This is a genomic window from Cupriavidus consociatus (genome assembly GCF_017814975.1).
GTDB lineage: Bacteria > Pseudomonadota > Gammaproteobacteria > Burkholderiales > Burkholderiaceae > Cupriavidus > Cupriavidus consociatus.
Genome location: NZ_JAGIQA010000007.1, coordinates 1 through 25406, shown reverse-complemented (window position 1 = coordinate 25406; position 25406 = coordinate 1). Strand labels below are relative to the sequence as shown.

22 protein-coding genes are annotated in these 25406 nt (G+C 67.3%); 6 read left to right on the top strand and 16 right to left on the bottom strand.

The window, feature by feature from the left end; genetic code table 11:
* Nucleotides 1-61: 61 nt before the first annotated feature.
* Nucleotides 62-1450, top strand: a complete 1389-nt coding sequence (locus J8I82_RS11485; RefSeq protein WP_245179639.1) for a TolC family protein — start codon at nucleotides 62-64, stop codon at nucleotides 1448-1450.
* Nucleotides 1451-1480: 30 nt separating this feature from the next.
* On the opposite strand, the gene J8I82_RS11480 is transcribed toward J8I82_RS11485, so the two are convergent.
* From J8I82_RS11480 to J8I82_RS11460, 5 genes are read right to left on the bottom strand one after another with little or no spacing between them, the layout of a single operon-like run.
* Entirely contained in the window at nucleotides 1481-2860 is a 1380-nt protein-coding gene (locus tag J8I82_RS11480; RefSeq protein WP_209757399.1) for an MFS transporter, read from the bottom strand.
* 34 nt (nucleotides 2861-2894) lie between these two features.
* Nucleotides 2895-4157: an NAD(P)/FAD-dependent oxidoreductase gene (locus tag J8I82_RS11475; RefSeq protein WP_209757396.1), complete on the bottom strand. Its 1263-nt coding sequence runs from the start codon at nucleotides 4155-4157 to the stop codon at nucleotides 2895-2897.
* 33 nt (nucleotides 4158-4190) lie between these two features.
* Nucleotides 4191-4505 (bottom strand): non-heme iron oxygenase ferredoxin subunit, encoded by a 315-nt coding sequence (locus J8I82_RS11470; protein ID WP_209757394.1) that lies wholly within the window; start codon nucleotides 4503-4505, stop codon nucleotides 4191-4193.
* 12 nt (nucleotides 4506-4517) lie between these two features.
* On the bottom strand, nucleotides 4518-4988 hold the full coding sequence (locus J8I82_RS11465; protein ID WP_209757392.1) for an aromatic-ring-hydroxylating dioxygenase subunit beta: 471 nt from the start codon (nucleotides 4986-4988) through the stop codon (nucleotides 4518-4520).
* 4 nt (nucleotides 4989-4992) lie between these two features.
* Nucleotides 4993-6246: an aromatic ring-hydroxylating dioxygenase subunit alpha gene (locus J8I82_RS11460; protein ID WP_245179637.1), complete on the bottom strand. Its 1254-nt coding sequence runs from the start codon at nucleotides 6244-6246 to the stop codon at nucleotides 4993-4995.
* A 244-nt stretch (nucleotides 6247-6490) separates the two neighbouring features.
* Between J8I82_RS11460 and J8I82_RS11455 the strand changes: the two genes are divergently transcribed.
* On the top strand, nucleotides 6491-7393 hold the full coding sequence (locus J8I82_RS11455) for a LysR family transcriptional regulator (protein ID WP_209757388.1): 903 nt from the start codon (nucleotides 6491-6493) through the stop codon (nucleotides 7391-7393).
* A gap of 24 nt (nucleotides 7394-7417) precedes the next feature.
* Here the strand turns inward: J8I82_RS11455 and J8I82_RS11450 are convergent, their stop codons facing one another.
* The 7 genes from J8I82_RS11450 to J8I82_RS11420 form a co-directional block, all read right to left on the bottom strand.
* Entirely contained in the window at nucleotides 7418-9526 is a 2109-nt protein-coding gene (locus J8I82_RS11450; protein WP_209757386.1) for an acetate--CoA ligase family protein, read from the bottom strand.
* A gap of 31 nt (nucleotides 9527-9557) precedes the next feature.
* The gene (locus J8I82_RS11445; RefSeq protein ID WP_209757384.1) at nucleotides 9558-10544 is read right to left on the bottom strand and encodes a tripartite tricarboxylate transporter substrate binding protein; all 987 of its coding nucleotides are present in this window, start codon (nucleotides 10542-10544) and stop codon (nucleotides 9558-9560) included.
* A 126-nt stretch (nucleotides 10545-10670) separates the two neighbouring features.
* Nucleotides 10671-11036 (bottom strand): Zn-ribbon domain-containing OB-fold protein, encoded by a 366-nt coding sequence (locus tag J8I82_RS11440; RefSeq protein ID WP_209757382.1) that lies wholly within the window; start codon nucleotides 11034-11036, stop codon nucleotides 10671-10673.
* Nucleotides 11033-12184, bottom strand: coding sequence for a thiolase family protein (locus tag J8I82_RS11435; RefSeq protein WP_209757380.1), 1152 nt, complete (start codon nucleotides 12182-12184; stop codon nucleotides 11033-11035). The genes J8I82_RS11440 and J8I82_RS11435 overlap by 4 nt, the downstream gene beginning before the upstream one ends.
* Before the next feature lies 1 nt (nucleotide 12185).
* Nucleotides 12186-13427 (bottom strand): ABC transporter substrate-binding protein, encoded by a 1242-nt coding sequence (locus J8I82_RS11430; RefSeq protein ID WP_209757378.1) that lies wholly within the window; start codon nucleotides 13425-13427, stop codon nucleotides 12186-12188.
* A gap of 36 nt (nucleotides 13428-13463) precedes the next feature.
* A complete protein-coding gene (locus J8I82_RS11425) occupies nucleotides 13464-14519 on the bottom strand; it encodes a cyclase family protein (protein ID WP_209757376.1) in 1056 nt (351 codons plus the stop codon).
* A gap of 1 nt (nucleotide 14520) precedes the next feature.
* A complete protein-coding gene (locus tag J8I82_RS11420) occupies nucleotides 14521-15336 on the bottom strand; it encodes an IclR family transcriptional regulator (RefSeq protein ID WP_209757374.1) in 816 nt (271 codons plus the stop codon).
* Between the two features lie 346 nt (nucleotides 15337-15682).
* Here J8I82_RS11420 and garD point away from each other — a divergent pair, with 346 nt between their 5' ends.
* Both garD and J8I82_RS11410 read left to right on the top strand, forming a co-directional pair.
* Complete coding sequence (gene garD / locus J8I82_RS11415) at nucleotides 15683-17242, top strand: galactarate dehydratase (protein ID WP_209757371.1); 1560 nt, start codon at nucleotides 15683-15685, stop codon at nucleotides 17240-17242.
* 247 nt (nucleotides 17243-17489) lie between these two features.
* On the top strand, nucleotides 17490-18176 hold the full coding sequence (locus J8I82_RS11410; protein ID WP_209757369.1) for a hydrolase: 687 nt from the start codon (nucleotides 17490-17492) through the stop codon (nucleotides 18174-18176).
* 186 nt (nucleotides 18177-18362) lie between these two features.
* On the opposite strand, the gene J8I82_RS11405 is transcribed toward J8I82_RS11410, so the two are convergent.
* From J8I82_RS11405 to J8I82_RS11395, 3 genes are all read right to left on the bottom strand, one after another.
* Nucleotides 18363-19043, bottom strand: a complete 681-nt coding sequence (locus tag J8I82_RS11405; RefSeq protein ID WP_209757366.1) for a hypothetical protein — start codon at nucleotides 19041-19043, stop codon at nucleotides 18363-18365.
* A complete protein-coding gene (locus tag J8I82_RS11400) occupies nucleotides 19040-20446 on the bottom strand; it encodes a selenium-binding protein SBP56-related protein (protein WP_209757364.1) in 1407 nt (468 codons plus the stop codon). Before J8I82_RS11400 ends, J8I82_RS11405 begins: the two co-directional genes overlap by 4 nt.
* Before the next feature lie 211 nt (nucleotides 20447-20657).
* Complete coding sequence (locus J8I82_RS11395; protein WP_209757362.1) at nucleotides 20658-21596, bottom strand: LysR family transcriptional regulator; 939 nt, start codon at nucleotides 21594-21596, stop codon at nucleotides 20658-20660.
* Nucleotides 21597-21707: 111 nt separating this feature from the next.
* On the opposite strand from J8I82_RS11395, the gene J8I82_RS11390 reads away from it, so the two are divergent.
* A complete protein-coding gene (locus J8I82_RS11390) occupies nucleotides 21708-22448 on the top strand; it encodes an SDR family oxidoreductase (RefSeq protein ID WP_209757360.1) in 741 nt (246 codons plus the stop codon).
* Nucleotides 22449-22544: 96 nt separating this feature from the next.
* Here the strand turns inward: J8I82_RS11390 and J8I82_RS11385 are convergent, their stop codons facing one another.
* A complete protein-coding gene (locus tag J8I82_RS11385) occupies nucleotides 22545-23240 on the bottom strand; it encodes a TetR/AcrR family transcriptional regulator (RefSeq protein ID WP_209757359.1) in 696 nt (231 codons plus the stop codon).
* A gap of 286 nt (nucleotides 23241-23526) precedes the next feature.
* On the opposite strand from J8I82_RS11385, the gene J8I82_RS11380 reads away from it, so the two are divergent.
* Entirely contained in the window at nucleotides 23527-25251 is a 1725-nt protein-coding gene (locus tag J8I82_RS11380; protein ID WP_209757358.1) for an AMP-binding protein, read from the top strand.
* The last annotated feature ends 155 nt before the right edge of the window (nucleotides 25252-25406 follow it).

Genomic DNA, 25406 nt, shown 5'->3' with positions numbered 1-25406 from the left:
AGATTTGGCAGAAATTTGGCAGAAATTTGGAAGAGGGAAGTCCGTGTCGTCGTTTCAACCAATGAAGACCTTGCTGCTGGCACTTCCAGTCGCCATGCTTTGCGGCTGCGCCCTGAAGACACCACCCGAGGGCGCGGACCTTCGGCGCCAGGCCGTGCCTGTGCTCGAAGGAAACGCCACGTGGGCGAACGCGGCCACGGCCGGTGACGCCGCCGATGCCTGGCTTGCCACCTTCGACGATGCCGAACTGCAGCGGCTGGTGCGCGAGGCCATCGCGCACAACGGCGATCTCCGGCTGGCCGCGGTGCGCGTGCAGCAGGCGCAGGCGCTGGTCGCCATCCAGCGCAGCGGTCTGCTGCCGGATGCGGGCGCGAAGGGCAGGGCAGGCAATTCGGAAACGCAGATCCTGTCGCTCGGTGCGAGCTGGGAGATTGACCTGTGGGGACGCATCCGCGCCCAGTCGCGCGCGGCGGAATCGCAATACGAGGCCACCAGGGACGACTACCTCTGGGCCCGGCGCGTGGTTGCCGCGGCCACTGCCAGGGCATGGTTCACGCTGATCCGGAACGCGAAGCTGGAGGATCGGCTGCGGCAGTCCGCCGCCATTCAGGAAGAGCTGGTACGGATCACCGCCCAGCGCGTCGAGATCGGGGCAGCGCCGGACACCGAGCTGCTGGAAGCGCGCAACGTCCTGCGCGCGCAACGCGACGCCATCGGAAAAGCCGAACTCGCCAGAAGCCAGGCCGCGCAGGCGCTGGAACTGCTGCTGGGCCGCTATCCCGCCGGAGACATCGCGACGGTGCCGGAATTGCCGGCCATGCCCCCGGCCCCGGCTGCGGGGTTGCCGGCGAACCTGGTCGAGCGCCGGCCGGACCTGTCGGCGTCGGCGCACCGGGTCGCGGCGGCCTTTGACATGCGGCAGTCGGCGCAGGCAGCGCGCCTGCCACGGATCTCCATCAGCGCAGCCATCACCGGCATCCGCAGCGACGTGTTCCTGCTCAACCAGGCCGGCACCCCGATCACGGGGCTCAACGGTTCGTTCGTCGCACCGATCTTCACGGGCGGGGAGCTCAGGGCCAGGGCGGACTACTACAGCGCCGAGGAGAGAGCCGCCCTGATCGCCTATGGCAACACCGCACTGCAGGCACTGGGCGAGGTGGAGGCGGGACTGCAGGCGGAATCCGGCTATGCCGGGCGCACCAGGCAGTTGCAGGAGAGGGTAGATGAAAGCCGCGTCCTGGTGCGGCGAGCCGAGGCGCGCGCGGGCATCGGCGCCTCGGATACGCGCAGCCTGCTGAAGCAGCGGCAGGCACTCGTGGCCGCCGAGATGGATCTCGTCAACGTGCAGGCCGATCATCTCGACCAGCGCATTGCGCTGCTGCTGGCGTTGGGTGGTGACTGGAAGGACGAGTCGGGCTCCGATGCCCAGACCGCCGGCCGGGCATCCTGATGGCTTCTTCGGGCAGTTGGATTACCCGGACTAGTTTCGGTCCGCGATGGAGAGGCGGACCTGTGGCTCGCCGGTCGCGGCTTCGGCGTGGCCGGCGTGGACCGCCGATGCCGAGCGCCCGTGATCGATCAGCAGGACCGCGGCCATGCCAATCAAGGCCGGCATGGCAATCGCTACAAAATTCTGCTGCAGCGGCAGATCCATGGCGACGAGTACGCCAATGACGATGGGAGCCAGGATAGCCCCACTGCGACCAACGCCCAGCGCCCACCCGAGCCCGGTGGAACGGATGGCGGTCGGATAGAACTGCCCGGTGTAGGCGTTCGCCACGATCTGCGTGCCGATTGTCGACGCGCCGGCAAGGGCCACCACAAGGTATTGCAGGTCCGCGGGCAGCCTGAGCCCGAGCAGCGTGATCGAGACCGCGGCGAGCGCATACATCGCGGCAAGCACGTACTTGATGTGATAGCGGTCGGCAAGCCATCCGCCCCCGACGGCGCCGATCATCGCGCCGAGGTTGAGGACCAGCACGAACGTCAGCGCCGAGCCCAGGCTGTAGCCCGCGGTCGCCATCAGCTTGGTCAGCCATGAGCTCAGGGCGTAGACCATGAACAGGCACATGAAGAACGCGATCCAGAACATGACGGTGCTGAAGGCGCGGCCGTCGTGGAACAGGTGCCGGATCGGCGCGCTGTCGGCCTTGTCCCGGGCCGGCACGGAGAATCGATCGGTTGGAGACCACTGGCGGGCTGGCGCGAGGCTGGCAACAATGCGGCGCAATGCCTCGTCGTCGCCCCTTGCCAGCAGGAAGGGCATCGATTCGGGCAGGGACTTGAGGATGGCGGGAACCAGCAGGACCGGAAGGCCCGCAGCGAGGAAGACCGATTGCCAGCCGTATGTTTCGATCAGGCCCTTGCCGAGGATGGCGGCGACCATCCCGCCGACGGCATAGCCGCTGAACATCAGGGTCACGAGCGTCGCCCGCATCCGCTTCGGTGCGTACTCTGTCATCTGCGCGACGACATTGGGCATGACGCCCCCGATGCCGAGCCCGGCGAGGAAGCGCGCGACGCCGAAGAGCACGGGATCCCTGACCAGGCCGGCCGCAGCGGTGAACACGCTGAACAGGATGACGCAGAGCGCGATGGCCCGGCGCCGGCCAATCCTGTCTGCCAGGGTGCCGAGGAAGATCGCGCCGAACACCATGCCGAACAGGGCGGAACTGACCATGAGCCCGGCCTGAGCCGGTGCCACGCCGAGGTCTTTCATGATCGAAGGCAGTGCGATGCCTACGACCGCCAGGTCGTATCCGTCAAAGATGATGATGATTGCGCACCAGAACAGCACGCGCGCATGGAAGCGATTGAATTGGGCCTCGTCGGCCAGCTTGTGGACGTCGATGTGCGACATGGGGGCTTGTCTCCGGTATTTTTTATCTGGTGAATTACTGTTTTGCCATGGGAACGTTCGGGTCGGCGAGGCGATCGGGATCGACCTGCCTGCGCTGCTCGATCAGGCGGCGTGCCAAGCGGAGGTCGCGCGCCGCGTTGGCACCGATGGCTGCCTGGACCACATCGCCGTCGAGGTAGCACAGCAGGAAACTGTCCCCGCACGGCGTGCCGCGTGCCACGACACGATGCGACGGCAAGGGGATGCCGTAGATCTGCAGGTTCATGCCGTACTGGTCCGACCAGAACCACGGCAGGGGCGCATAGTCAACGGGCAGGCCGAGCGCCGCGCGTGCCGCGGCGATACCCTGGTCCTGCGCGTTCTGCCAGGATTCCAGCCGCAAACGGCGTCCGGCCCACGGATTCGGCGTCACCGCCACATCTCCCGCGGCGAAAATATCGGGGTCGGAAGTACGGCAGCCCTGGTCGACGATCACGCCGCCATCGCACGCCAGCCCGGCGTCACGAGCCAGCGCATCATTGGGCACGAGACCCACGCCCGCGACGATGGCGTGGCACGCCAGCGTGCTGCCATCGGCAAGCGTCACCGACGACAGGCCGTCAGCGCCTTGCGCGAGGCCGGTGATGCGGGCGCCGAGCAAGACGCGGGTGCCGTGCGCACCATGCAGCCCGAGCAGGTGTTCGGAGATCTCCGGCGGCACGGTGCGCTCGCACAGCCGGCTTTGCGCTTCGACGACGGTAACATCCGCGCCCTTCTGCCGCGCGGTGGCGGCGACTTCCAGCCCGATCCAGCCGCCGCCAACGATGACGAGGCTGCGGCCCGGCCGAAGCTCGGGCGCCAGCGACAACGCGTCGCCAATCGTGCGCAACGTATGGCTCGGCGTCGTATCCGCGCCCGGCACGGCAAGCGCGCGCGCCTTGCCGCCGGTACACAGGATCAGCTTGTCGTAGGACAGCCTCTCTCCATCGGACATCTCCAGGCACTTCGCGCCGCGGTCGATGCGGGCCGCCCGCGTGTCCAACCACCACTCCATCCTGAGCGCTTCGAACGCCTCCGGCTTATGCAGCCACGTGCTGGCGGGAGCCGCTTCACCGGCAAGGACGGCTTTGGATAACGGCGGCCGCTCGTACGGTGGATGGGCCTCGTCGCCGATGAGCACGAGCCGGCCGGCGAAACCCTCGCTGCGCAGCGTCTGGGCGGCCCAGCCGCCGGCCTGGCCCGCGCCGACGATGACGATGGTGGCGGCCTGCGATATGGCAGATATGGCAGTCGCGCCAGGTGGTGGTGCGGAAGTCATGTGCGTCCCTTGTGGTTGCGTGACCGGCGCTTCTCAGCCCAGGTCGAGGTAGACCTTGCCGCCTTCGATGCGGACCGGATAGGTACGGATGCTCTCGGTCAGCGGGGCGCACATCGCTGCGCCGTTGCGGATGTCGAACCTGCCCTGATGGAGCGGGCATTCGATCTCGTGCCCTTCAAGAAAGCCGTCGCACAGGCGCGCGTGGCCATGCGTGCAGATGTTGTCGGTCGCATAGACGCCGCCGTCGACGCCATACAGGGCGATCTCCTTGCCCTCGACGGCCACGGCGATCACATCATCCTGCGGGACGGCGGACAGCAGCGCTGCCTCGATCCAGGTTTCAGTCATGAATGGCTCCTGCTAGATGGGGTAGATCAGCGAGTTTGGGATCATCTCGCTATCGAACACGCAGATGCGCGAGGCGAAGCGCCAGCCTTCGGGCGTGCGCACGATGGTGTCGAGGTAGCGGCCAACGTTGTACACATCGGTCATCTGGTCCGGCTTGGTGCGCAGCACGGCATAGCTGGCCTCGGCCACGATCCTGTCGGCCCCTCCCTCCCGGATCAGCGGCGCGCCGACGATGTGGCGCTGGTAGTAGGGGTCGTGGAACAGGGTCTCCCGGATGCCATAGATGCGGTCCCTCAGCATCCCCTTGCCTTCGAGCGACAACGTGGCGAGCGGCAACCCGCGCTCGTGGTTCTCGCGCGGCTGGATCCGGTAGAGACAGTCGTCGGTGAAGAATCCCGGCCAGCGGTCCCATTCGCCGCTGTCCACGGCGCTGGTGTAGTCGGCGTACAGGGCGAGCAGCGCGTAGTAGTCAGAAAAGTTCATGGCCTCAGACCTCCATCACCTTGCGCCAGTAGGCGTACATCCCCCGGATCAGGGTCTCGGTGACCATGTGTTCGGTGTTCTCGGCGGTCTTGCCGCCCAGTTCGGCAATCACGCGATGCCAGGGCTTCTGGGTGAAGCCTTCCTGCGAGCATTCGATGGCTTCGCCGTCGTCGGCCGACACGAAGCCCGCGGGCCCGAAGAGATTGGCCTGGCGCAGGCGGCGCCGCGTCATGTCCTCGGTGTCGTCCTCGAAGCCGAAGTGCGTCCAGACGAAGTCGAAGGAGTCGGGGCCGTTGGGCTGGATATGCCGCGTGGACACCGAATTGACCTGCTGCTGGAAGATCACGCCCGGGAACACCGTCATCATCACCGCGCTCGGCTCGCCCCACCAGGGCTCGTGGACGATGTCGAGGATGCGGTCGTCGTGCAGCGCCATGTGGTCCTTGAAGCTGGACACGCCGGAGGTCACGTCGCTCTTGCCGCCCTGGCCGCGGGTCGAGACCATCGCGGCATGGCGGAATTCGGCATCCATCACCAGCCGGGCCTTGTTGTCCGCCCGCCAGAGCCCGAACGTGACGAACCACGTATGCAGCAGCCCGGGGTGGTAGGGATCCTTGATGTTCTCCTGCATCAGCTTCCAGTTGCCCGGAATGCGCTGCTTGTTGTAGCCAAGGACCTTCAGCTTGCGGCCATTGAACAGGCGGTCGAAGTAGCCGAGGATATCCGGCCCGAGGTAGGCCTCGAGCGAGGGCACGCCATGGTCGAACGAGGCGAACACGACCCCGCCACGCGACGCGACCTTCAGCTGCGTGAGCCCGTGCTCCTGCGGCTTGAAGTCGGCGGGCATGCCGCCGTTGACCTTGCCGTCCTGCCTGACGCCGCGGCGCAGTGGCACCCCTTGCAGATTGCCCTTCAGGTCATAGTTCCACTGATGGTAGGGGCAGTGGAAATCCTTCCGGTTCCCGCTGCGCTCCCGGCAGAACTTCATGCCGCGATGAGCGCATACGTTCTCGATCACGTTGATCTCTCCGTCCTGGTCCCGCACCAGGATCACCGAACGCTCGCCAAGCGTGGTGCGCTTGAAGTCGCCGGGATTCGGGACTTCGGCCTCCAGGCCGACATAGTTCCAGTGACCCTGGTAGAAGCAGCGTTCGAGTTCGCGCTGGTAGAGCTGCGTGTCGGTATAGACGCGGAACGGGATGCGGCTGATGCTGTCGTCGGCCCACACGGGGCGATCTTCATGGGAGGCGGATGCCATGGCTGTTTCCATAGGGGCGAACGGAGTCCGCGCGCGGGCCCGGTGGGCCTGTGCGACGTCTGTGTGCTTGGGGGACTTCAGTAGGGAAGGATTCCCTGGGAGCGGGCTATCGCCAGAGGAGGGTGAGGTTCATGGGGCGTCTCCCTATGTCTTTTCGTATGGAAAGGATCATCGGACATCGACTGAAATAAACCAATAGAATCCCGGCTATAGTTGATATTCACAGAATCAATGAAGGTACGCGATGGAACTGAAGGACGTCGACCTGAACCTGCTCGTCGTGTTCGATCAGCTGTTGCGGCAGGGGACTGTTTCCGGCACGGCCAAAGCCATGAACCTGAGCCAGCCGGCTGTCAGCAATGCGTTGGGCCGCTTGCGGACCTTGATGGGCGACCAGCTGTTCGTGCGGAGCAGCAAGGGAATGCTGCCGACACCACTTGCACAGGAGCTGGCTGAGCCGGTCGGCCATGCTCTGGAATCGCTGCAGGCAACGCTCAGCCGCAAGATGACATTCGATCCCTTGCACAGCGATCGCGCATTCCGCATCGCCATGACGGACATCGGCGAGGTGCACTTCATTCCGCCGCTGATGGGTGCGCTTGGGCAATGCGCGCCTGGCGTGACCGTGGCCACGGTGCGCAATACGGCGGTTGACCTGGCAGCGGAGATGAGCCAGGGCAAGATCGACCTCGCTGTCGGCCATCTGCCCGAACTCAGCACGGAATTTTTTCAACGGCGCCTGTTCCGCCAGCGCTATGTCTGTCTGTTCCGGCCCGGTCACGCGATGGACAAGAAGAAGGTCAGCATGCGGGACTTCGAAGCCGCCGAGCATGTCGTGGTCACGGCGGCGGGAACGGGGCATGCCCGGGTCGACGAACTCCTTGCCAAAGGCGGCGTAAAGCGCAGCATCCGGCTGCGCGTGCCGCACTTCGTGGCCCTGGCGGACATCATTGCCACCACCGACCTGGTCGCTACCGTCACCTGGACGTTCGCGGAACGATGTGCCAGGTATTTCGGCCTCAGGTATGTCAACCATCCGTTCGCGCTGCCGGCCATTCAGATCAACCTTTTCTGGCATGCCCGGTATCACCGCGATCCTGCGAATCAGTGGCTGCGCAACGAGTTTATTGCATTGTTCTCCGAATAGGGCTGGGCCGAAGCGAAGGGCGCGCTAGCGCTGCACTTCCGCCACCTCTGCCACCTCGATCAGCGCATCGACCACGACCACCCCGTCGGCGCTCGCCATCACCGGGTTGAGGTCAACCGAGCGGATCGCACCGCCGGCCGCATGAACCAGGTTGCCGACCTGCACCGCCAGCCGGCATAGCGCGGCAATATCGACCGCCGGCTCATTGCGCACGCCTCGCAGCAGCGGCGCGATGCGAACACCGTCCAGCGCGCGGGCGACGTCGGCTTCGCTGCACGGCGCCAGCAGGACGGCGGTGTCGCGCAGCGTCTCGACATATTTTCCGCCGTCACCGATCACCAGTACCGCGCCGAATACGGGATCCCAGTTTGCGCCGATCATGCATTCGCGCTGGCCACGCGACATGCGGGCGACCACGATGCCTTCGCAATGCGCTTCCATGGCCTGCAGCGCGCGCGTCTGGGCCGTGAATGCGCTCGCCACGGCCTCCGGGTCATTGCAGTGCAGCGCGACCAGCCCGTGCTCGCTCTTGTGCGGCACCTGCGGCGAACTTGCCTTGACCGCCACCGGTGCGCCGATGCGTTGCCACGCAGCCACCGCGGCATCCACGTTGCGGCAGAGATAGTGTTCGACCACCGGCATGCCTGCTGCCGCCAGGCGTGCGAGGCTGGCGGCTTCGCTGAGCGTCGCGCTCTTCGCTGCGGAGGCTGGCATGGCAGGTGCGGCCGGCAGCAGTGGCTCGCCTTCGGCCGCGATCTGCCGCAGCCGTTGCTGGTGCGAGACCAGTTGCGAGAACGCCGCCAGCGCTTCGGCTGTGCTGGCGTAGGTCGGAACGTTGGCCTGCCGGAATGCGTCGGCCACCGGCGCTTGCCATACGGCGACCGCGATGGGCTTGCCCGCGGTATCGGCAAACGCCGCGGCGTCGCGGGCGAAGCGCCGCACGTCGTAGCCCATGCCTGAGACGGGGATATCAAGCAGGAACAGGTCGGCGGCGGGATCGCGCGCCACCACCGGCAGCACCTCGCCGAACAGCGCGCTGTTGGTCAGCAGCGCGGCGGTGACATCGACCGGGTTGGCGGTGGCGGCGAAACCGGGCAGGCGCTGCGCCAGCGCGGCCTGCGTGGCATCGGACAGCGGCGCCAGCGTCAGCCCGCACGACGGCGCCGTGTCGGCGGCCATCACGCAGCTCGCGCCTGAGTTGCTGACGACTACCAGCCGCTTTCCCGCGGCCTGCCATCCGCGCAGGTACATCGGCGCGCAGCGCGCCAGCGCGTGCGCATCGTCCACGCGCCAGATGCCATGGCGCCGCAGGAAGGCATCGACCGCGCGGTCCTCGTTGGCGATGGCGCCGGTGTGCGACGCGGCGGCGCGCTGCCCGTCCTGCGAGCGTCCGGCCTTGACCGCCACCACCGGCACGTGGCGCGCCCGTGCCACGCGCGCGGCCTCGGCGAGTACCTCGGGATCGGACAGGCTTTCCAGGTACAGCAGCACCAGCCGCACGCCGGGATCGTGCGCCACCGCCAGCGCCAGCTCGCTGACGGTGATGTCGGCCTGGTTGCCGGTGGCATGCATGTGGCGCACGCCGATGCCCTGGCCGCGCAGCAGCCCGTAGACCATCGCCGCCACGCCGCCGCTCTGGCTGACCACGGCGACGGGGCCGTCCTGCGGCGGCACCTCGATGAACATGGTCGAAAAGCTGGCGATGGCGCCGCTGCCGAAATTGGCCAGCCCCTGGCTGTTGGGACCGACCAGCCGCAGCCCGCTGGCGCGCGCGGCGCGCACCATCTCGTCCTGCTGGCGCCGGCCTTCGGCACCGGCTTCGCCGAATCCCGACGCGATCACGATGGCCGCCGCCACGCCCAGCCGCGCGCAGTCCCGCACGGCCTGCACCGCGGCGTCGCCGGCGACGATGATGATGGCGAGTTCGGGGACTTCCGGCAGCGCGTCCAGCGTCGGGAAGGCGCGCAGGCCCTGGATAGTGTCGCGCTGCGGGTTGACCGGGTAGAGCGTGCCGGCGTAGCCGTGCGCCTGCATGTAGTGGATGGGGCGGCCGCCGATCTTGTGGATGTTGTCGGAGGCGCCGATCACGGCGATGGAGCGGGGGGCGAGCAGGGACTGGAGGGGGGCGGTCATGACGGAAGGGGCGTGGGTGATGTGTGGGCGATCAGTCGATGGTGGCGCCGGATGCCTTGACGACGCCGGCCCATTTGTCGATTTCGTGTTCGAGGAACCGTGCGGTGGCAGGCGGCGAGGTCCATTCCGCGGCAAAGCCCTGCGTGGCGAAGCGCGCGCGCACGTCGGCGTTGTCGAGTACGGCTCTCAGTGCCGTGCCGAGCGTATCGAGCACCGCGGGCGGCGTGCCGGCGGGGGCCAGCATCGCGTTCCAGGCGCTGGCCTCGTAGCCCGGCAAGCCTGACTGCGCCACGGTCGGCGTGTCCGGCGCGGCCGGCGAGCGCGCCGCGCCCGTGACCGCCAGCGCCTTGAGCTTGCCGTCGCGCACGAATGGCATGGCCGACAGCATGGTGTCGAACATCACCGTGGCCTGTCCGCCCATCACGTCGGTCAGCGCGGGAGCGCTGCCCTTGTATGGCACGTGCGTCATGCGCACGCCGGCCATGCTGTTGAACAGCTCCGCGGCCAGATGGGTGGACTGGCCGTTGCCGGAGCTGGCAAAGGTGACCTGGCCGGGCCTGCTCCTGGCCAGCGCGATCAGCTCGGCGACATTGCCCGCTGGCGTGGCGGGCGCGGTCACCAGCACCAGCGGGCCGCGCGTGAGCAGGCTCACCGGCGCGAAGTCCTTGCGCGTGTCGTAGCCGGGCTTGCGGAACAGCGTCATGTTGATGGCATGCGCGGTGGTGGCCACCAGCAGCGTGTAGCCGTCGGGCGCGGCCCTGGCCACCGCCTCGGCGCCGATATTGCCGCCGGCGCCGGGACGGTTCTCCACCACCAGCGGCTGGCCGAGCTTGTCCGACAGCTTCTGGCCGACCACGCGCGCGACGATGTCGGTGGGGCCGCCGGGCGGGTAGGGCACCACCAGCCGGATCGGCTTGACCGGGAAGGACTGCGCCAGCACTGGCGGCATGGCCGCCGCGGACAGGGCGAGGCAGGAAAGCAGGGCGAGCGCGTGCCGCCGGGATCGATTCGGTGCCAAGGGGGTGCTCCGGTTGTGGGTGCCGGCTGGGATGGGAAGTCGGGCGCGCGCCGGCTGGCGCCTTAAGAACCCGTTTCATAATGAAAAAGGGTCCCCTTTTTCATTATGAAACGGGTTCTAATGCCGCTATTCGCGCAGGAAACGCAGCAGTGTCCCTTCGCCGAAGCGCAGGAAGCCTGCGCGCACGCGGTCGCCGATCGCCACGCCGGGCTCGGCATGGCCCATCACGCGCGGGCCTTCATCCAGCGTGGCCAGCACCAGCGTGTAGGGCGCCAGGGCGCGGAAGGCCTCGGCCGGGGCACGGCTGATCTCGGTGACTGCATAGACCGTGGCGAGTCCGCCGGCATCGCGCCATTGCAGCTGCAGGCTGCCGCACGCGCGGCAGGCATGGCGCTCCAGCGGCTGCCAGGACCCGCAGTCACCGCAGCACTGGTAGCGCACCACGCCGGCATCGAGTCCGTCGGTGTATGGATGGCTTGTGGGATGGCTCATGGCGCGGCCTCCAGCACCAGGCTGACATGGGACGACAGCACGCCGCCGTCGGCATGGAACAGCGCGCGGCGGCGCTTGCCAAGCTGGCGCTCGCCGGCGCGGCCCGCGAGCTGGCGTGCGGCCTCGGCAAGATGCATCAGGCCGCCCGCCACGCCGGAGTGGCCGAACGCAAGCAGCCCGCCGTGCGTATTGAGCGGCAGCGCGCCGCCACGGCTGAAATCGCCGGCTTGCAGCCGTGCATGCGCTTGCCCGCGCGGCGCCAGTCCCAGTTCTTCGAGCAGCATGACCAGCGTGATGGTGAACGAGTCGTAGATCGCCAGGCAGTCGATGCCATCCACGCCGCCGCCCGCCTCGGCAAAGGCGCGCCGCGCGGCCTCGGCGGCGCCGGTCTGCATCACGTCGTCGATAGCGCCCAGGTGCTGGTGGCAGTGCGCCTGCCCAGCGCCGGCGATGCGCACCGGCGTGCCGGCGCAGGGTTCGGCGGACACGAGCACCGCCACCGCGCCATCGGAAATCGGGCAGCAGTCGGACAGCCGCAGCGGCGTGGCGATCGGGCGGGCGGCGCGTGCCTGCGCGAGCGACAGCGGCTCTCGCAGGTGCGCATCCGGATGGCCGGCGGCATGCTCGCGCATCAGCACCGCAAAGCCGGACAGCGCATTGGTATCCATGCCGGTCTCATGCAGGTAGCGCGACGCCAGCAGCGCGTAGTAGGCCGGCACCGAGGCGCCGTTGGGCACTTCGGCATGCGGTTCGCCCACCTGCGCCAGCGTCTGGATCGACTGGTCGCGGCTCTGGCCGGTGAGGCGGTTCTCGCCCGCGACCACCAGCACATGGCGGCAGCGTCCGGCGCGCACCAGCTCATGCGCCAGCATCGCCATCACGCCGCCGGTGGCACCGCCCGCGGCCACGCCGTGGGCGTAGGCGGGCGTGAGCGAGGCGTATTCGCAGAAGCGGTCGGCCAGCATCAGGTGCGGCAGCGTGGTGGCATAGCCGCACAGTACGCCGTCGATGTCGGCGCGCGCCAGCCCGGCATCGGCCAGCGCGACATCGGCGGCCTGCGCCATCAGCGCCAGCGGCGTGCTGCCGTCGATGCGGCCGAAGCGGGTGTTGCCGGTGCCGCGTATAAAGCTGGTATAGGTGGCGCTCATGTCAGTGCCTGAGCAGCGGGCATTGCGACTTCGATGCCGGCATGAAGGCCTGCTCGCCGGGCACCGTCGCCACGACCTTGTAGTAGTCCCATGGGTATTTCGATTCGGCCGGCGTTTTCACCTCGAACAAGTACATGTCGTGGATCATGCGGCCGTCCTCCCGGATGTGGCCGTTCCTGGCGAAGAAGTCGTTGACCGGCATCGACTTCATCTTCTTCATCACCGCCGCGGTCTCGTCGGTGCCCGCCGCCTGCACGGCCTTCAGGTAGTGCATCACCGATGAATAGGCGCCGGCCTGGCTCATGTTGGGCATCTTCTTCAGCTTCTCGAAATAGCGGCGCGACCACGCGCGGGTGGCATCGTTCATGTCCCAGTAGAAGGCCTCGGTCAGCACGAGGCCGCCCGCCGTCTTCAGCCCGATGGCGTGGATATCGTTGATATAGAGCAGCAGGCCCGCCATGCGCTGCGCGTTGTTGCGCGTGAGGCCGAACTCCGACGCCGCCTTGATCGCGTTGATGGTGTCGCCGCCGGCATTGGCCAATCCCACGACCTGCGCCTTGCTGGCCTGCGCCTGCAGCAGGTACGAGGCAAAGTCGCTGGCACCGATCGGGTGGCGCGCGGCGCCCAGCACCTTGCCGCCGGTCTCGTTGATGACCGACGTGGCGGAGTCCTGCAGCGTATGCCCGAAGGCGTAGTCCGCGGTCAGGAAGAACCAGGTCTTGCCGCCGCGCTGCACCGTGGCGCGCGCGGTGGTGTTGGCGAGCGCATAGGTGTCATAGGCGTAATGGACCGACACCGGCGTGCACAGGTCGTTGGTGATGCGCTCGGTGCCAGGTCCCGAGAACACCACGATGCGGTTCTTCTGCTTCGCCACTTCGAGCACGGCCAGCGCCGGCGCCGACGCGGCCACGTCGAGGATGGCATCGACATTGCCGGTGTCGTACCACTCGCGCGCCTTGTTGGCGGCGATATCGGCCTTGTTCTGGTGATCGACCACGACCAGCTCGATCTTCTTGCCCAGCACCTTGCCGCCGACATCGTCGATGGCCATCTGCGCCGCGGTGGCGCTGCCGCGGCCGGTGACGTCGGCGTACAGGCCGCTCATGTCGAGCAGCATGCCGATCTTGACCACGTCGTCGGAGATCGCTGCCCTGGGCTGTGCGTGGGCGGCGCCGCAGGCCAGCGCGGCGGCCAGGGCGAAGGCGCCGGCGGCCCGGCGTCGGATCGAAAGGCGAAGCTTCATGGTGTCTCCTCTGGCTATTGTGGTTTTTGGTCCTGGCTAGACCGTGGCGATCGGCGTTACGGGCGAGCCCACCGCGCCCGGCAGCCGCAGCGGCGGCGCGGTCAGCTGGAAGCGGGTGCGGCCGTTGGCGCGCAGCCAGTCGGCCAGCTCGCGCAGGTACCACAGCTCGCCCAGCGGCAGGCCCAGCTTGAACAGGCAGTGGTGGTGCAGCGGCAGCAGCGGGTGGCGCTGGTCGCCATCGGGCGCGGGCCGGGCCGGGTAGCGCTCGACCGCGTAGTTGTCGGCGATCAGCGCGGCGATGCCTGCATCGGTGATCCACTGCAGCAGGCGGTCGTCGCGGCCGTCGAGCGCGCAGCAGCTGTGGTGCAGCACGGCTTCGTCAGGCTCGCGTTGCATCGACAGCACCACCTCGGCAAAGCCGGTGCGCAGCAGCAGCATGTCGCCGGGCTCGACCTCGGCCTTGCCGGCATCCATCGCGCGCATCAGCTCGTCGTAGCCGATGTTGCGGAAATCCTGGCCGTACACGTGCGCCAGGTCCACCAGCACGCCGCGGCCCTGCATGCCCTTGACCGCGAAGTTCTCGATGCCGAGCGCCTGCGCGGCGCTGTGGTCGTGGCCGCAGGGATGGGCGGCGAAGTGGTCGTCGTCGGCGTAGTCCACCGGCCCGACGATATGCTCGTTGGCGCGGAAGCCGTTGTAGTAGACGCGCTCGGGCCGGCCGTCGCCGTCGGCATCGAACAGCGCGCCCACGTGCGCCAGCGCATCCCACTGCGTGCTGTACTGCAGGCACATCAGTACCTGGTCGTCGCTGATGACGTCGGTGGCGGCGGGATCGACCCGGGCCAGCGGGAAGTTGAGGTAGGGACTGTCGTCGCGGAAGGTGGGACGCAGCTGCGGCGGGTGGCGGCGCGGGTTGAGCTTGTTGCCGCCCGGATAGTCCAGCGGCAGCGACAGGCAGAAGCTGATGCCGGCCTGCACCTCGCGCGCGCCCCTGACAACCTGCTCGGGGCCGATCAGGTTGACCCGGCCCAGCTGGTCGTCGGGGCCGAAATCGCCCCAGTTGGAGCCTTGCGGACGTTGCTTCCAGCGCATGTCATGCCTCCTCTCGCGTACGTGGCCGGGCGGCCGGCCGTTGGATGTCAGGTTTGGCGCCGCCGGCGTGCGAGAGCCAGTGCTGGCAGATGGCGTCGGCCTCGCGCCGCAGCGCTCGCGCCATCGCGGCCTCCCGGCTGGTGATGCGATCGTTCAGCGCCGCAATGCTGATCGCGCCCAGCGGGTAGCCGTCGGGTCCGGGCAGGGCGATGGCGATGCCGCCCATGCGCTCGACCACGACATCCAGCAATACGGCGTAGCCGCGCTCGCGCGTGGCCTTCACATGGCCCAGCAGCATGTCGCGGCTGAAGCGCGGGTAGCGGCGCATGGCCGGGGCGATGCCGTCGAGCACCGCCTCGACCTCGGCATCAGGCAGCGCGGCCAGCAGCGCCAGGCTGCCGGCGCCGATGCCCAGCGGCCGGCGGCTGCCGATGTCCAGGTAGTTGGCGCGGATCGGGAAGGTGCCGAGCCGCAATTCGATGCAGACCGATTCGCAGCCGCTCGGCACCGACAGGATGGCGCTGTCCTCGAAGGCATTGGCCAGCCGGATCAGCGCCGGGCGCACCAGCGGGCGCAGGTCGGTGCGCGCCAGCGTGGCGGCATGCAGTGCCAGCCATTCGGGTCCCGGCGCAAAGGCCTTGGTGGCGGGATCGCGCTGCACCAGACCCTCGGCCGTCAGGGTATCGAGCAGGCGCAGCGCGGAAGCCTTGTCGACGCTGGCGGCCAGCGCCAGGTCGGTCAGGCGGCTGTTGCGGGCATCGGTCAGCGCGCGCAGCAGGCGGCAGGCCTTTTGCAGCGAGGTGCTCGGGGTGGTCACGCCGGTGGTCTCCTGGTCCGGTTTTCGTCACGTGAAACCGGTTGGAGCCGTTATAGGCCATCCGTGAATGCCCGTCATTCTGCTTTGCAAAAAAGTTTTGCCGGATGAAATTGATGCGATTTGACGGTCGGGGCACGATGGTTGTCGTACAACAGTGACCGGGGACCCTTGGGCATCAGCTTGCGGATGGGGTTATGCCTGTAATTTGACGTTATTTGTGGCGGTTTATCCACACATAATCAGGGTAAGCCCGGGCGCCGGCCCGCATTGAACCCTATACAATGTCATCAGACAACGTAACACCCAAGCGGCAAGATTGCCGTCTCCCTGAAGAAAGCCTGCAATCATGAGTGAAGCGACCCAAGCGCCGGCATCGCGCCCCCTCTACATCACGATGCACCCCGACGACAACGTCGCCATCGTCGCCAACGACGGCGGGCTGCCGGCCGGCACCACGTTTCCGTGCGGCCTGACGCTGGTCGAAGGCGTGCCCCAGGGCCACAAGGTGGCATTGACGGACCTGCGCGAAGGCGAGGAGGTGGTCCGCTACAACGTGGTGATCGGCTACGCGCTGAAGGACCTGCCGCGCGGCAGCTGGATCAACGAGCGCGTGATCCGCATGCCGGCCGCGCCGGAGCTGCACGACCTGCCGGTGGGCACGCGCGTCAAGCCGCTGCCGCCGCTGGAGGGCTACACCTTCGAGGGCTACCGCAATGCCGACGGTTCGGTCGGCACGCGCAATATCCTCGGCATCACCACCACCGTGCAGTGCGTGGAAGGCGTGGTCGAGTTTGCCGTGCGGCGCATCAAGGAAGAACTGCTGCCGAAGTATCCCAACGTCGATGACGTGGTGGGCCTGGAGCATACCTACGGCTGCGGCGTGGCGATCGACGCGCCGGACGCCGGCATCCCCATCCGCACGATCCGCAATATCGCGCTGAACCCCAACTTCGGCGGTGAAGTGATGATCGTCAGTCTGGGCTGCGAAAAGCTGCAGCCCACGCGGCTGGTCAGCGCCGGCACCATCCCGATCCAGAAGGAAGGCGAGCCTGACGTGGTCTGCCTGCAGGACGAACAGCACGTGGGCTTTGCCTCGATGATCGATTCGATCATGGCCACGGCCGAGAAGCACCTGCAGCGCCTGAATGCGCGCCGGCGCGAGACCTGTCCCGCATCTGACCTGGTGGTGGGCGTGCAGTGCGGCGGCAGCGATGCCTTCTCGGGCGTGACGGCCAATCCCGCGGTGGGCTTTGCCACCGACCTGCTGGTGCGCGCCGGTGGCACGGTGATGTTCTCCGAAGTCACCGAGGTCCGCGACGGCATCGACCAGCTCACCGCGCGCGCGGCCACGCCCGAAGTGGCCGAGGCGCTGATGAAGCAGATGGCCTGGTATGACGCCTACCTCGAGAAAGGCAAGGTCGATCGCAGCGCCAACACCACGCCTGGCAACAAGAAGGGCGGCCTGTCCAACATCGTGGAAAAGGCGATGGGCTCGATCGTCAAGTCCGGCACCGGCCCGATCCATGGCGTCAGCGGTCCGGGCGAGAAGGTCACGCAGAAGGGTCTGATCTACGCCGCCACGCCGGCGGGTGATTTTGTCTGCGGCACGCTGCAGCTGGCCGCCGGCATGAACCTCCATGTTTTCACCACAGGGCGCGGCACACCGTACGGGCTGGCCGAGGTGCCGGTGATCAAGGTCTCGACCCGCAATGACCTGGCACGCCGCTGGCACGACCTGATGGACGTCAACGCCGGCCGCATCGCCACCGGGGAAGCCACCATCGAAGAGGTGGGCTGGGAGCTGTTCCACACGCTGCTGGCGGTGGCCAGCGGCAAAAAGTCCTGGGCGGAACACTGGAAGATCAAGAACGCGCTGGTGCTGTTCAATCCGGCGCCGGTGACCTGAGGCAATGGCTGCTGGTCTTTCGCGGCGGCTGCTGCGGAGGAGAGACGACGATTCATGGCTCTTGAGCGGGCGGCTGGAAACAGCCGCTCTTTTTTGCTCGGAACCAATCATCAAAATATTTGAATAACTATGTGATGATATGAGTAATTGAGCAGGCACTTCGTTCCGTATAGTTCATCCCATCGCAGCGCCACACACAAAAGGACGTTGCGGGAAATTGACCAACACAGCTTATGGAGAGCCCATCATGTCGAACGCCAAACTGGAAGTCCTGACCCCGCAAAACAGCCAGCTGATCATCATCGACCACCAGCCGCAGATGGCCTTCGGCGTCCAGTCCATGGACCGCCAGCTGATGAAGAACAACGTGGTCGGCCTGGCCAAGGCGGCAAAGGTCTTCGACATCCCGACCACGATCACCACGGTCGAGTCGGACTCGTTCTCCGGCTATACCTATCCCGAACTGCTCGACGTATTCCCCGGCAAGGAAACGCTGGAGCGCACCTCGATGAACTCATGGGACGACCAGAAAGTGCGCGACGCGCTGGCCGCCGCAGGCCGCAGGAAGATCATCGTCGCCGGCCTGTGGACCGAGGTCTGCAACACCACCTTCGCGCTGTCGGCGATGCATGACAGCGACTACGAGATCTACATGGTTGCCGACGCCTCGGGCGGCACCAGCAAGGAAGCGCACGACTATGCCATGCAGCGCATGGTCCAGGCCGGCGTGGTGCCGGTGACCTGGCAGCAGGTGGTCTTGGAATGGCAGCGCGACTGGGCCCGCCGCGATTCGTACGACGCCGTGATGGCGCTGGTCAAGGAACACTCCGGCGCGTACGGCATGGGCGTGGACTACGCCTACACCATGGTGCACAAGGCAGCGCAGCGCACCGCGACGCAGCACGTGTCGCTGGCCCCGGTTCCCGCGGTCTGATCGATGACACCGCAGGCATCCCGGACAAGGAGAGCAACATGAATATCGGTGAAAGGCCTGGCCGCGGCGCTTGCCTGCTGGGATGCTGGCTTGCGGTGATGATGGGCAGCGTCGGCGCCGCGGCGGTGGTGGCGCAGACGCTGGCGGTGTGAGGCGCTACGGCTCGATCCGCGCACTCGAGCAGAGTCAGCGCAGCCACGGAAGCCGGACGCCGCTGAACACCAGCGCCAGTCCGCCCACCACGACCAGGCTGAGCGCCCACACCACGTCGAGGTTGAACCAGCTGCGCGACACGAACTTAAGCCCGACATAGCGGTAGACCAGCCACGCCACCAGGCCGCCGGTCGCGATCATGGCCGCGGCATGTACGACGGACACGAGCAGCGCCATGGAGACATTGGCGCCGATCAGCGTAGCGGCCGCCTGGTGGCCGGGATCCTCGTCGGCGCGGCACAGCCCAAGGTAGATCGGCACCAGCATCAGCCCGGCACCATGCGCGATTGCCACGGCAAAGGACCACAGCGCGAGGCGCGACGGCGGGATCCGCGCCAGTGTGCGCGGATGGCGGCGCCAGACCAGCAGCGCCAGCCCCCAACCGATCACCAGCAGCCCCGCCGCAGACTGCAGCGGCGCCTGCCAGCGGACCACCATGGCCAGCGCGCCGAATGGCAGCATGACCGCGATCATCGCCAGCAGATGGCCCAACGCCAACGATCCGAGCGCCGACACCACGGCGCGGTCCTGCCGCGCCAGCAACCCGTTCGATACAGCCAGCGGCCATCCCATCGCGGGATTCAGGCCGTGATAGATGCCGCTTGCCAGGACCGCCGACCACAGGCCGGCATGCTCCCAGGAGAACGCCGTCAAGACCGGACCGACGGATAGCAGAACGAGTCGGTCGAGCAGTCGCCGCCTTCCAGCCGCACCTGGTGCGCGCGGTAGCCGTCGGGGAATTCCAGCCAGTAGTCATCGGCCAGCGCCAGCCCGCCCTCCGGCTCGGCGCGTCCCATCACCTGCACGCCGGGTACGCCGTCGGGATAGAACTGGTTGTCCCACGTGGAGTAGAGCGAGTTGGTCCAGTAAACGCGCTTGCCGTCGCGGCTGATCTCGACCATCTGCGGGCCGCCGGCGAAGGCCTTGCCGTTCGGGTGCGGCGTGCGCCGTGCAATGCCGCCGAGATGGACCGAGCCGGACAACCTCGGCTTGCGCGGATCGGTGACGTCGTACTGGCGCATCTCGCCGGTGCCCCAGCAGGACACGTAGAGGAATTTGTCGTCGAGCGACAGGTCGATGTCGGTGATCAGCGGCGGCACCGCGCCGAAGCCCTGCAGCAGCGGCGGCAGCAGGTCGGCCGAGGCCGGCTCGGGCGGGATGGTCGCGGTCTTTTCCGCATGGAACTTGCCGCCTTCGCGCCACCAGGTCCAGATCGAGCCTTCCAGGTTGGTGGTGTCGACCACCACGCCGACAAAGCCGTATTCCCGCACCGGATCGTGCGCGGGCCTGACTTCCAGCGCCATCTGGTGATTGGCGCCCAGGTCGATGGTCTGCACGTTGCGCCGCGCGCGCAGGTCCCAGAAATGCAGCTTGTGGCCGTACTTGTTGGAGAGCAGGTCTTCCGCCACCAGGCCGTTCTCGAACTGCGGCGGCAAGGCCCATTCGCTCGACACCATGTAGTCGCGCGGCAGGTTCCACCAGAAGTCGTAATGCTTCTCCTGCTCGCCGCGGTCGATTTCCCAGCGGCCAAGCACCTCGAAGGTCTCGCAGTCCATGATGAAGATGCCGGGCAGGCCGTCGGTGCCGGCCTGCCCCGCGCCGCCGAGCGTGCTGACGTAGATCCCTTCCGGGCCGCAATGCACGGTGTGCGGCCGCGAGTAGCCGGTCTTGCCGATGATCTCGTCCGGTTCGATGATCTTGTGGATGCGCGCCTGGGTGGGATGCGGCTTCGTGTCGACGATGTAGATGCGCGACGAGCGCATGCCGGGAATGATCAGGTAGCGCCGCTCCAGGAACGCGTGGCCGGTCAGCGGCGACAGCGCTGAGGAGCAGGCATTCCAGCCGAAGTGGTGCAGCTCGTCGCCCTTGTTGGTCATCGGCACCGTATGCACCACCGTGCTGTAGGTGGGCGAGCCGGGCTTGACGTCGATCACGGCCAGCGCGTCGGGGCGCGAGCCGTCGGGACTCAGCAGCAGGGTGTAGGCGAATTCTTCCGGTGGCGCGCTCATCGCGAGCTGGGGCGACGGGTAAAACGTGGGATCCGGCCGCATGTTCATGGTTAGCCCTCCTGGTTCTACGCCGGTCACATGCCGCGAGATCGCGCAGGCCGGCATGGCAGCGTCCGCGCACGGAAGTGGACTTCGAGCGTACTTAGCCTAGGTCGTTCTCTATCCCTAGTCAAACGGGCCGGCATGCCGGCGCAGGGCCGTTCTCGTCACGCTGGAGGCGCGTGGCGCGTGGCGCGTGAGCGCGCGCGCCGCACGCGCCTTAATGCGCTGGCTGGATGCCGGCGTCAAAGCGCGAGGCCAGCCCCCGGTCGCGGAACGCCGCCACCACGAAGTCGATGAACACGCGCGTCTTCGGCGGCAGCAGCGTCCTGTTCGGGTAGTACAGCGAGATCGGCCCGTTGTCGGCGTGCCATCCGGGCAGCAGCCGCACCAGCGCGCCGCTTTCCAGCCATCGCGCCGCATGCGGCGTCGGCAGCAGCGCCACGCCGTAGCCGAGCATGGCCGCGTGCGCCATGGCCTCGGGGTCGTCGAAGATCATGCGCGTACGCTGCGTGACCGGCGCCTCTTCGCCCGACTCGCTGCGCAGCGTCCATGCGCGCAGCCTGCCGGTCGGGCCCGAGCGCCGCACGATGCCGTCCATCGCGGCCAGCTCGCTGGGGTGGCTCGGCATGAGCCTGTCCGCCATATAGGACGGCGATGCGGTCGCGACGATGCAGGTCCGCGCCAGTTCGCGCGCCACCACCCCGTCGGTCAGTTCGATGCCGCCGCCGATGGCCGCGTCAAAGCCGTCATGGATCAGTTCCGCGGGGCGGTTGTCGAAATGCCAGTCCGGGACGATCGCCGGATAGCGCTGCAGGAACTCGCCCAGCAGCGGCACCAGGTGTTCGCGGCCGAAGGCGAGGGCCATGCTGACCTTGAGCGTGCCCGCGGGCTTGCCTGCATCTTGCGACGCACTGGCAAAGGCATCGCGCAGGGTCGAGAACGGGTCCGAGACTTGCCGCAGGAACTGTTCGCCGCTGGCGGTGAGCGTCAGCTGGCGCGTGCTGCGCTGGAACAGCCGCACGCCAAGGTGCGACTCCAGCCGCGCCACGTTCTTGCTGACCGCCGCGGGGGTCATGCCGAGCTGGCGCGCCGCCGCGGAAAAGCTGCCGGCTTCGGCACTCCGGACAAAGGATTCGAGCAGGTTCAGGGCTTCCATGGCCTCAGCTTATACCAGTGGTTGAAAAAGCTGATGCCAACTCATGGCTATCGAAGGGGCAATCCGCAAACGATACTGGCTTTGCCAACCAACCATTTTCAGGAGCATTCCATGGCCACCCTGATGGGAAAAACTGCATTCGTTACCGGCGGCGCCCGCGGCATCGGCGCGGCTATCGTGCGCCGGCTGGCGCGCGAAGGCGCGGCCGTCGCCTTCACCTACCAGAACTCCGCGGCCGGCGCCAACGCGCTGGCGGCGGAGGTGGAGGCCGCTGGCGGACGCGCCCTGGCACTTCAGGCCGATGCCGCTGACGCAGCCGCGCTGACCCGCGCCATCGACGGCGCCGCGCGCCAGTTCGGCAAGCTCGACATCCTGGTCAACAACGCCGGCGTGCTGCGGCTGGGATCGGTCGAGACCCTGTCGCTGGAAGACTTCGACGAGACCCTGGCCGTCAACGTGCGCGCGGTGTTCGTCGCGGCCAGGGCAGCGCTGCCGCACATGGGCGAGGGCGGCCGCATCATCAACATTGGCAGCACCAATGCCGAACGCATGCCATTCCCCGGTGGCAGCGCGTATGCGATGAGCAAGTCCGCGCTGCTGGGGCTGGTGCAAGGCATGGCACGCGACCTGGGCCCGCGCGGCATCACCGTGAACAACATCCAGCCAGGACCAACCAATACCGACATGAACCCTGAAGCCGGGGAGTTCGGCGCGGCGCTGCACAGCCTGATGGCGTTGCAGCGGCATGCCACGCCGGAGGAGATTGCCGGCATGGTGGCCTATGTTGCGGGTCCGGAAGCTGGCTTCGTCACGGGTGCCAGCCTGATGATCGACGGTGGTTTCAGCGCCTGAGCGCCGTGCCTGCGGCCCGCGAGGGCCGCGGGCCCGCGCCTGGCAAGCAATCCTTGCGCTGCTCCAGCCAGTACGCCGGCTTGGCGCCGGCGTGCCTCAGTCTTCCACGGTCTTGCGCAGCGCCGCGCTGACCTCGCCGTAGAAGCCCCGCAGCTTTTCCAGCTCCAGGTCCACCGGCTGCAGCGCCGGCCACAGCAGCGCCACCATGTCGCGCGCGGTCTTCTCGATATCGACCTCGCGCTGCCGCGCGATCGCGTCCCACAGGATGTGCTCCATCGGCCCCAGGATGGCCGAGCGCAGCAGGCTCAACGGCAAGTCGCTGCGGATTTCGCCATTGCTGCGCGCCCGCGCCAGCAGGTCCATCAGCGGCGCCGTATAGCGGCGCTGCAGCGGCAGGAACACCTCGCCCAGCCCTGGCCCCTTGGCCCGGCCTTCCGACAGTACCAGCGCGCACAGCCCGGTCCCCTGGATCAGGAACAGGCGCAGGTGCGTCTTCACGTAGAACTCAAGCTGCGCCTTGGTGGGCTGGCCATGCGGCATGCCCTGTTCCAGCGTGCTGATGATTTCGTCGTACCAGTCCTCGATCACGCGCACGCAAAGCTCGCGCTTGCTGTGGAAATAGGTGAAGACCGTCCCCTCGGAGACGCCCAGCCGCTGCGCGATCTCGGTGGTAGTGGCGCGCTCGTAGCCAAGCTCGGCGAACACGTCGCGGCTCACGCGCAGGATGTCGCGGATGCGCTGCTCGGCCTTGGCTCCGGCCGGAACGCGGCGCCGGGAACTGGTGTCTTCCATGCTGTCGGGGGTGTGGACGTCTCTCTGGTGCCGAGGATTATAGTGCGCCGGCGGCCAGAACTTGAGTAAAGCTCAAAATTATTATTGCGTTCTGCCTGCCGAGCGTGTACTTTTCACTCGTCGGCGCCACGGTCCGCACCATCGGGTAGTGAAAGGCGGGATAAATTTAGGGGATTTCCCTGACGATATTCGCTGGCAGCCCACCACAGACAATGAACACGGCGTGAATTGAGTGATACTCACAAAACGCCGGCGCACGGAACGACACCGAGCTTTGGAGACCAGTATGACGATGCAGGGCGAGTCCCAACCCACCATCCTGCCCATGGGCGGGCTGTCACATGTGCGCGGCGAAACCAGTATTCCGCTGTCCGAGCAGACCGTGCCGGAACTGCTGGCGCAGACCGTCGCCCGTTTTGCGCAGCGCGACGCGGTCACCTTCCGCGAGCAGGGCGTGCGCTGGACCTGGCAGCAGTTCGCCGAGGCCATCGATGCGCTGGCGGCGGGGCTGCATGCGCTCGGCCTGGTCCGTGGCGACCGCGTCGGCATCTGGTCGCCCAACCGCGTGGAATGGGTGGTGACGCAGTTCGCCACCGCGCGGCTCGGGCTGGTGCTGGTCAATATCAACCCGGCGTACCGGCTGTCCGAACTCGAGTACGCGCTGAACAAGGTCGGCGTCAAGGCCATCGTCGCGGCCGAGGCGTTCAAGACGTCGCGCTACCTGGAAATGCTGCAGGCGCTGGCGCCGGAGCTAGCCACGAGCGAGCCTGGCGCGCTGCAGGCCGCGCGGCTGCCGTCGCTGCGCTGGGTGATCCGCATGGGCGAGGGCGAGACCCCGGGCATGATCCGCTATGACGATGTGGTGGCGCGCGGCGCGGGTGTGGCGCGCGCAACGCTAGACGCCATCACCGCACAGCTCGACCGCAACGACCCGATCAATGTGCAGTTCACCAGCGGCACCACGGGCGCTCCCAAGGGCGCCACGCTGACGCACCGGAATATTGTCAACAACGCGCGCTTCATCGCGATGGCGATGCGCTTCACCGAGCAGGACAAGCTGTGCATCCCGGTGCCGTTCTACCACTGCTTCGGCATGGTGCTGGCGGTGCTGGCCTGCGTCTCCACCGGCGCCGCGATGGTGTTCCCGGGCGAAGCGTTCGAACCGGAAGCGACCATGCAGGCCGTCAGCGAGGAACGCTGCACCGCGCTGCACGGCGTGCCGACCATGTTTATCGCGCAGCTCGACCATCCGCGCTTCGGCGACTACGACTTCTCTTCGCTGCGCACCGGCATCATGGCCGGCTCGCCGTGCCCGATCGAGACCATGAAGCGCGTGGTGTCGCAGATGCATATGTCGGAGGTGACGATCGCCTACGGCATGACCGAGACCAGCCCGGTCTCGTTCCAGAGCAGCACCACCGATCCGCTGGACAAGCGCACCGCCACGGTGGGACGCATCCAGCCGCACCTCGAGGTCAAGCTGGTGGACGCCACCGGCGCCACGGTGCCGGTGGGCGAGAAGGGCGAGCTGTGCACGCGCGGCTACTCGGTCATGCTGGGCTACTGGGACGACGACGCCCGCACCGCCGAGACCATCCGCGACGGGTGGATGCATACCGGCGACCTTGCCACCATCGACGAGGAAGGCTACTGCAATATCGTCGGCCGCGTGAAGGACATGCTGATCCGCGGCGGCGAGAACATCTACCCGCGCGAGATCGAGGAATTCCTGTTCCGCCATCCCAAGGTGCAGGCGGTGCAGGTGTTCGGCGTGCCGGACCAGAAGTACGGCGAGGAAGTGTGCGCGTGGATCGTGCTCAAGCCGGGCGAAAGCGCCACCGAGGAAGAGATCCGCGAGTTCTGCCGCAACCAGATCGCCCACTACAAGATTCCGCGCTACATCCGCTTCGTGAACGAGATGCCCCTGACGGTGACCGGCAAGGTGCAGAAATTCGTGATGCGCGACCAGATGGTGCGTGACCTGAACCTCAGCGAATCGAAGACGGCCTGATCGCGCCGCCCTAGTACGACATAGATTTTTCGAGAAGACACTGCCATGACTACATTGCCCGGCCTGAAATTCGACCTCGGCGAAGACATCGAGATGCTGCGCGATTCCGTGCGCACGTGGGCCCAGGCCGAACTGGCCCCGCGCGCCGGCGAGAT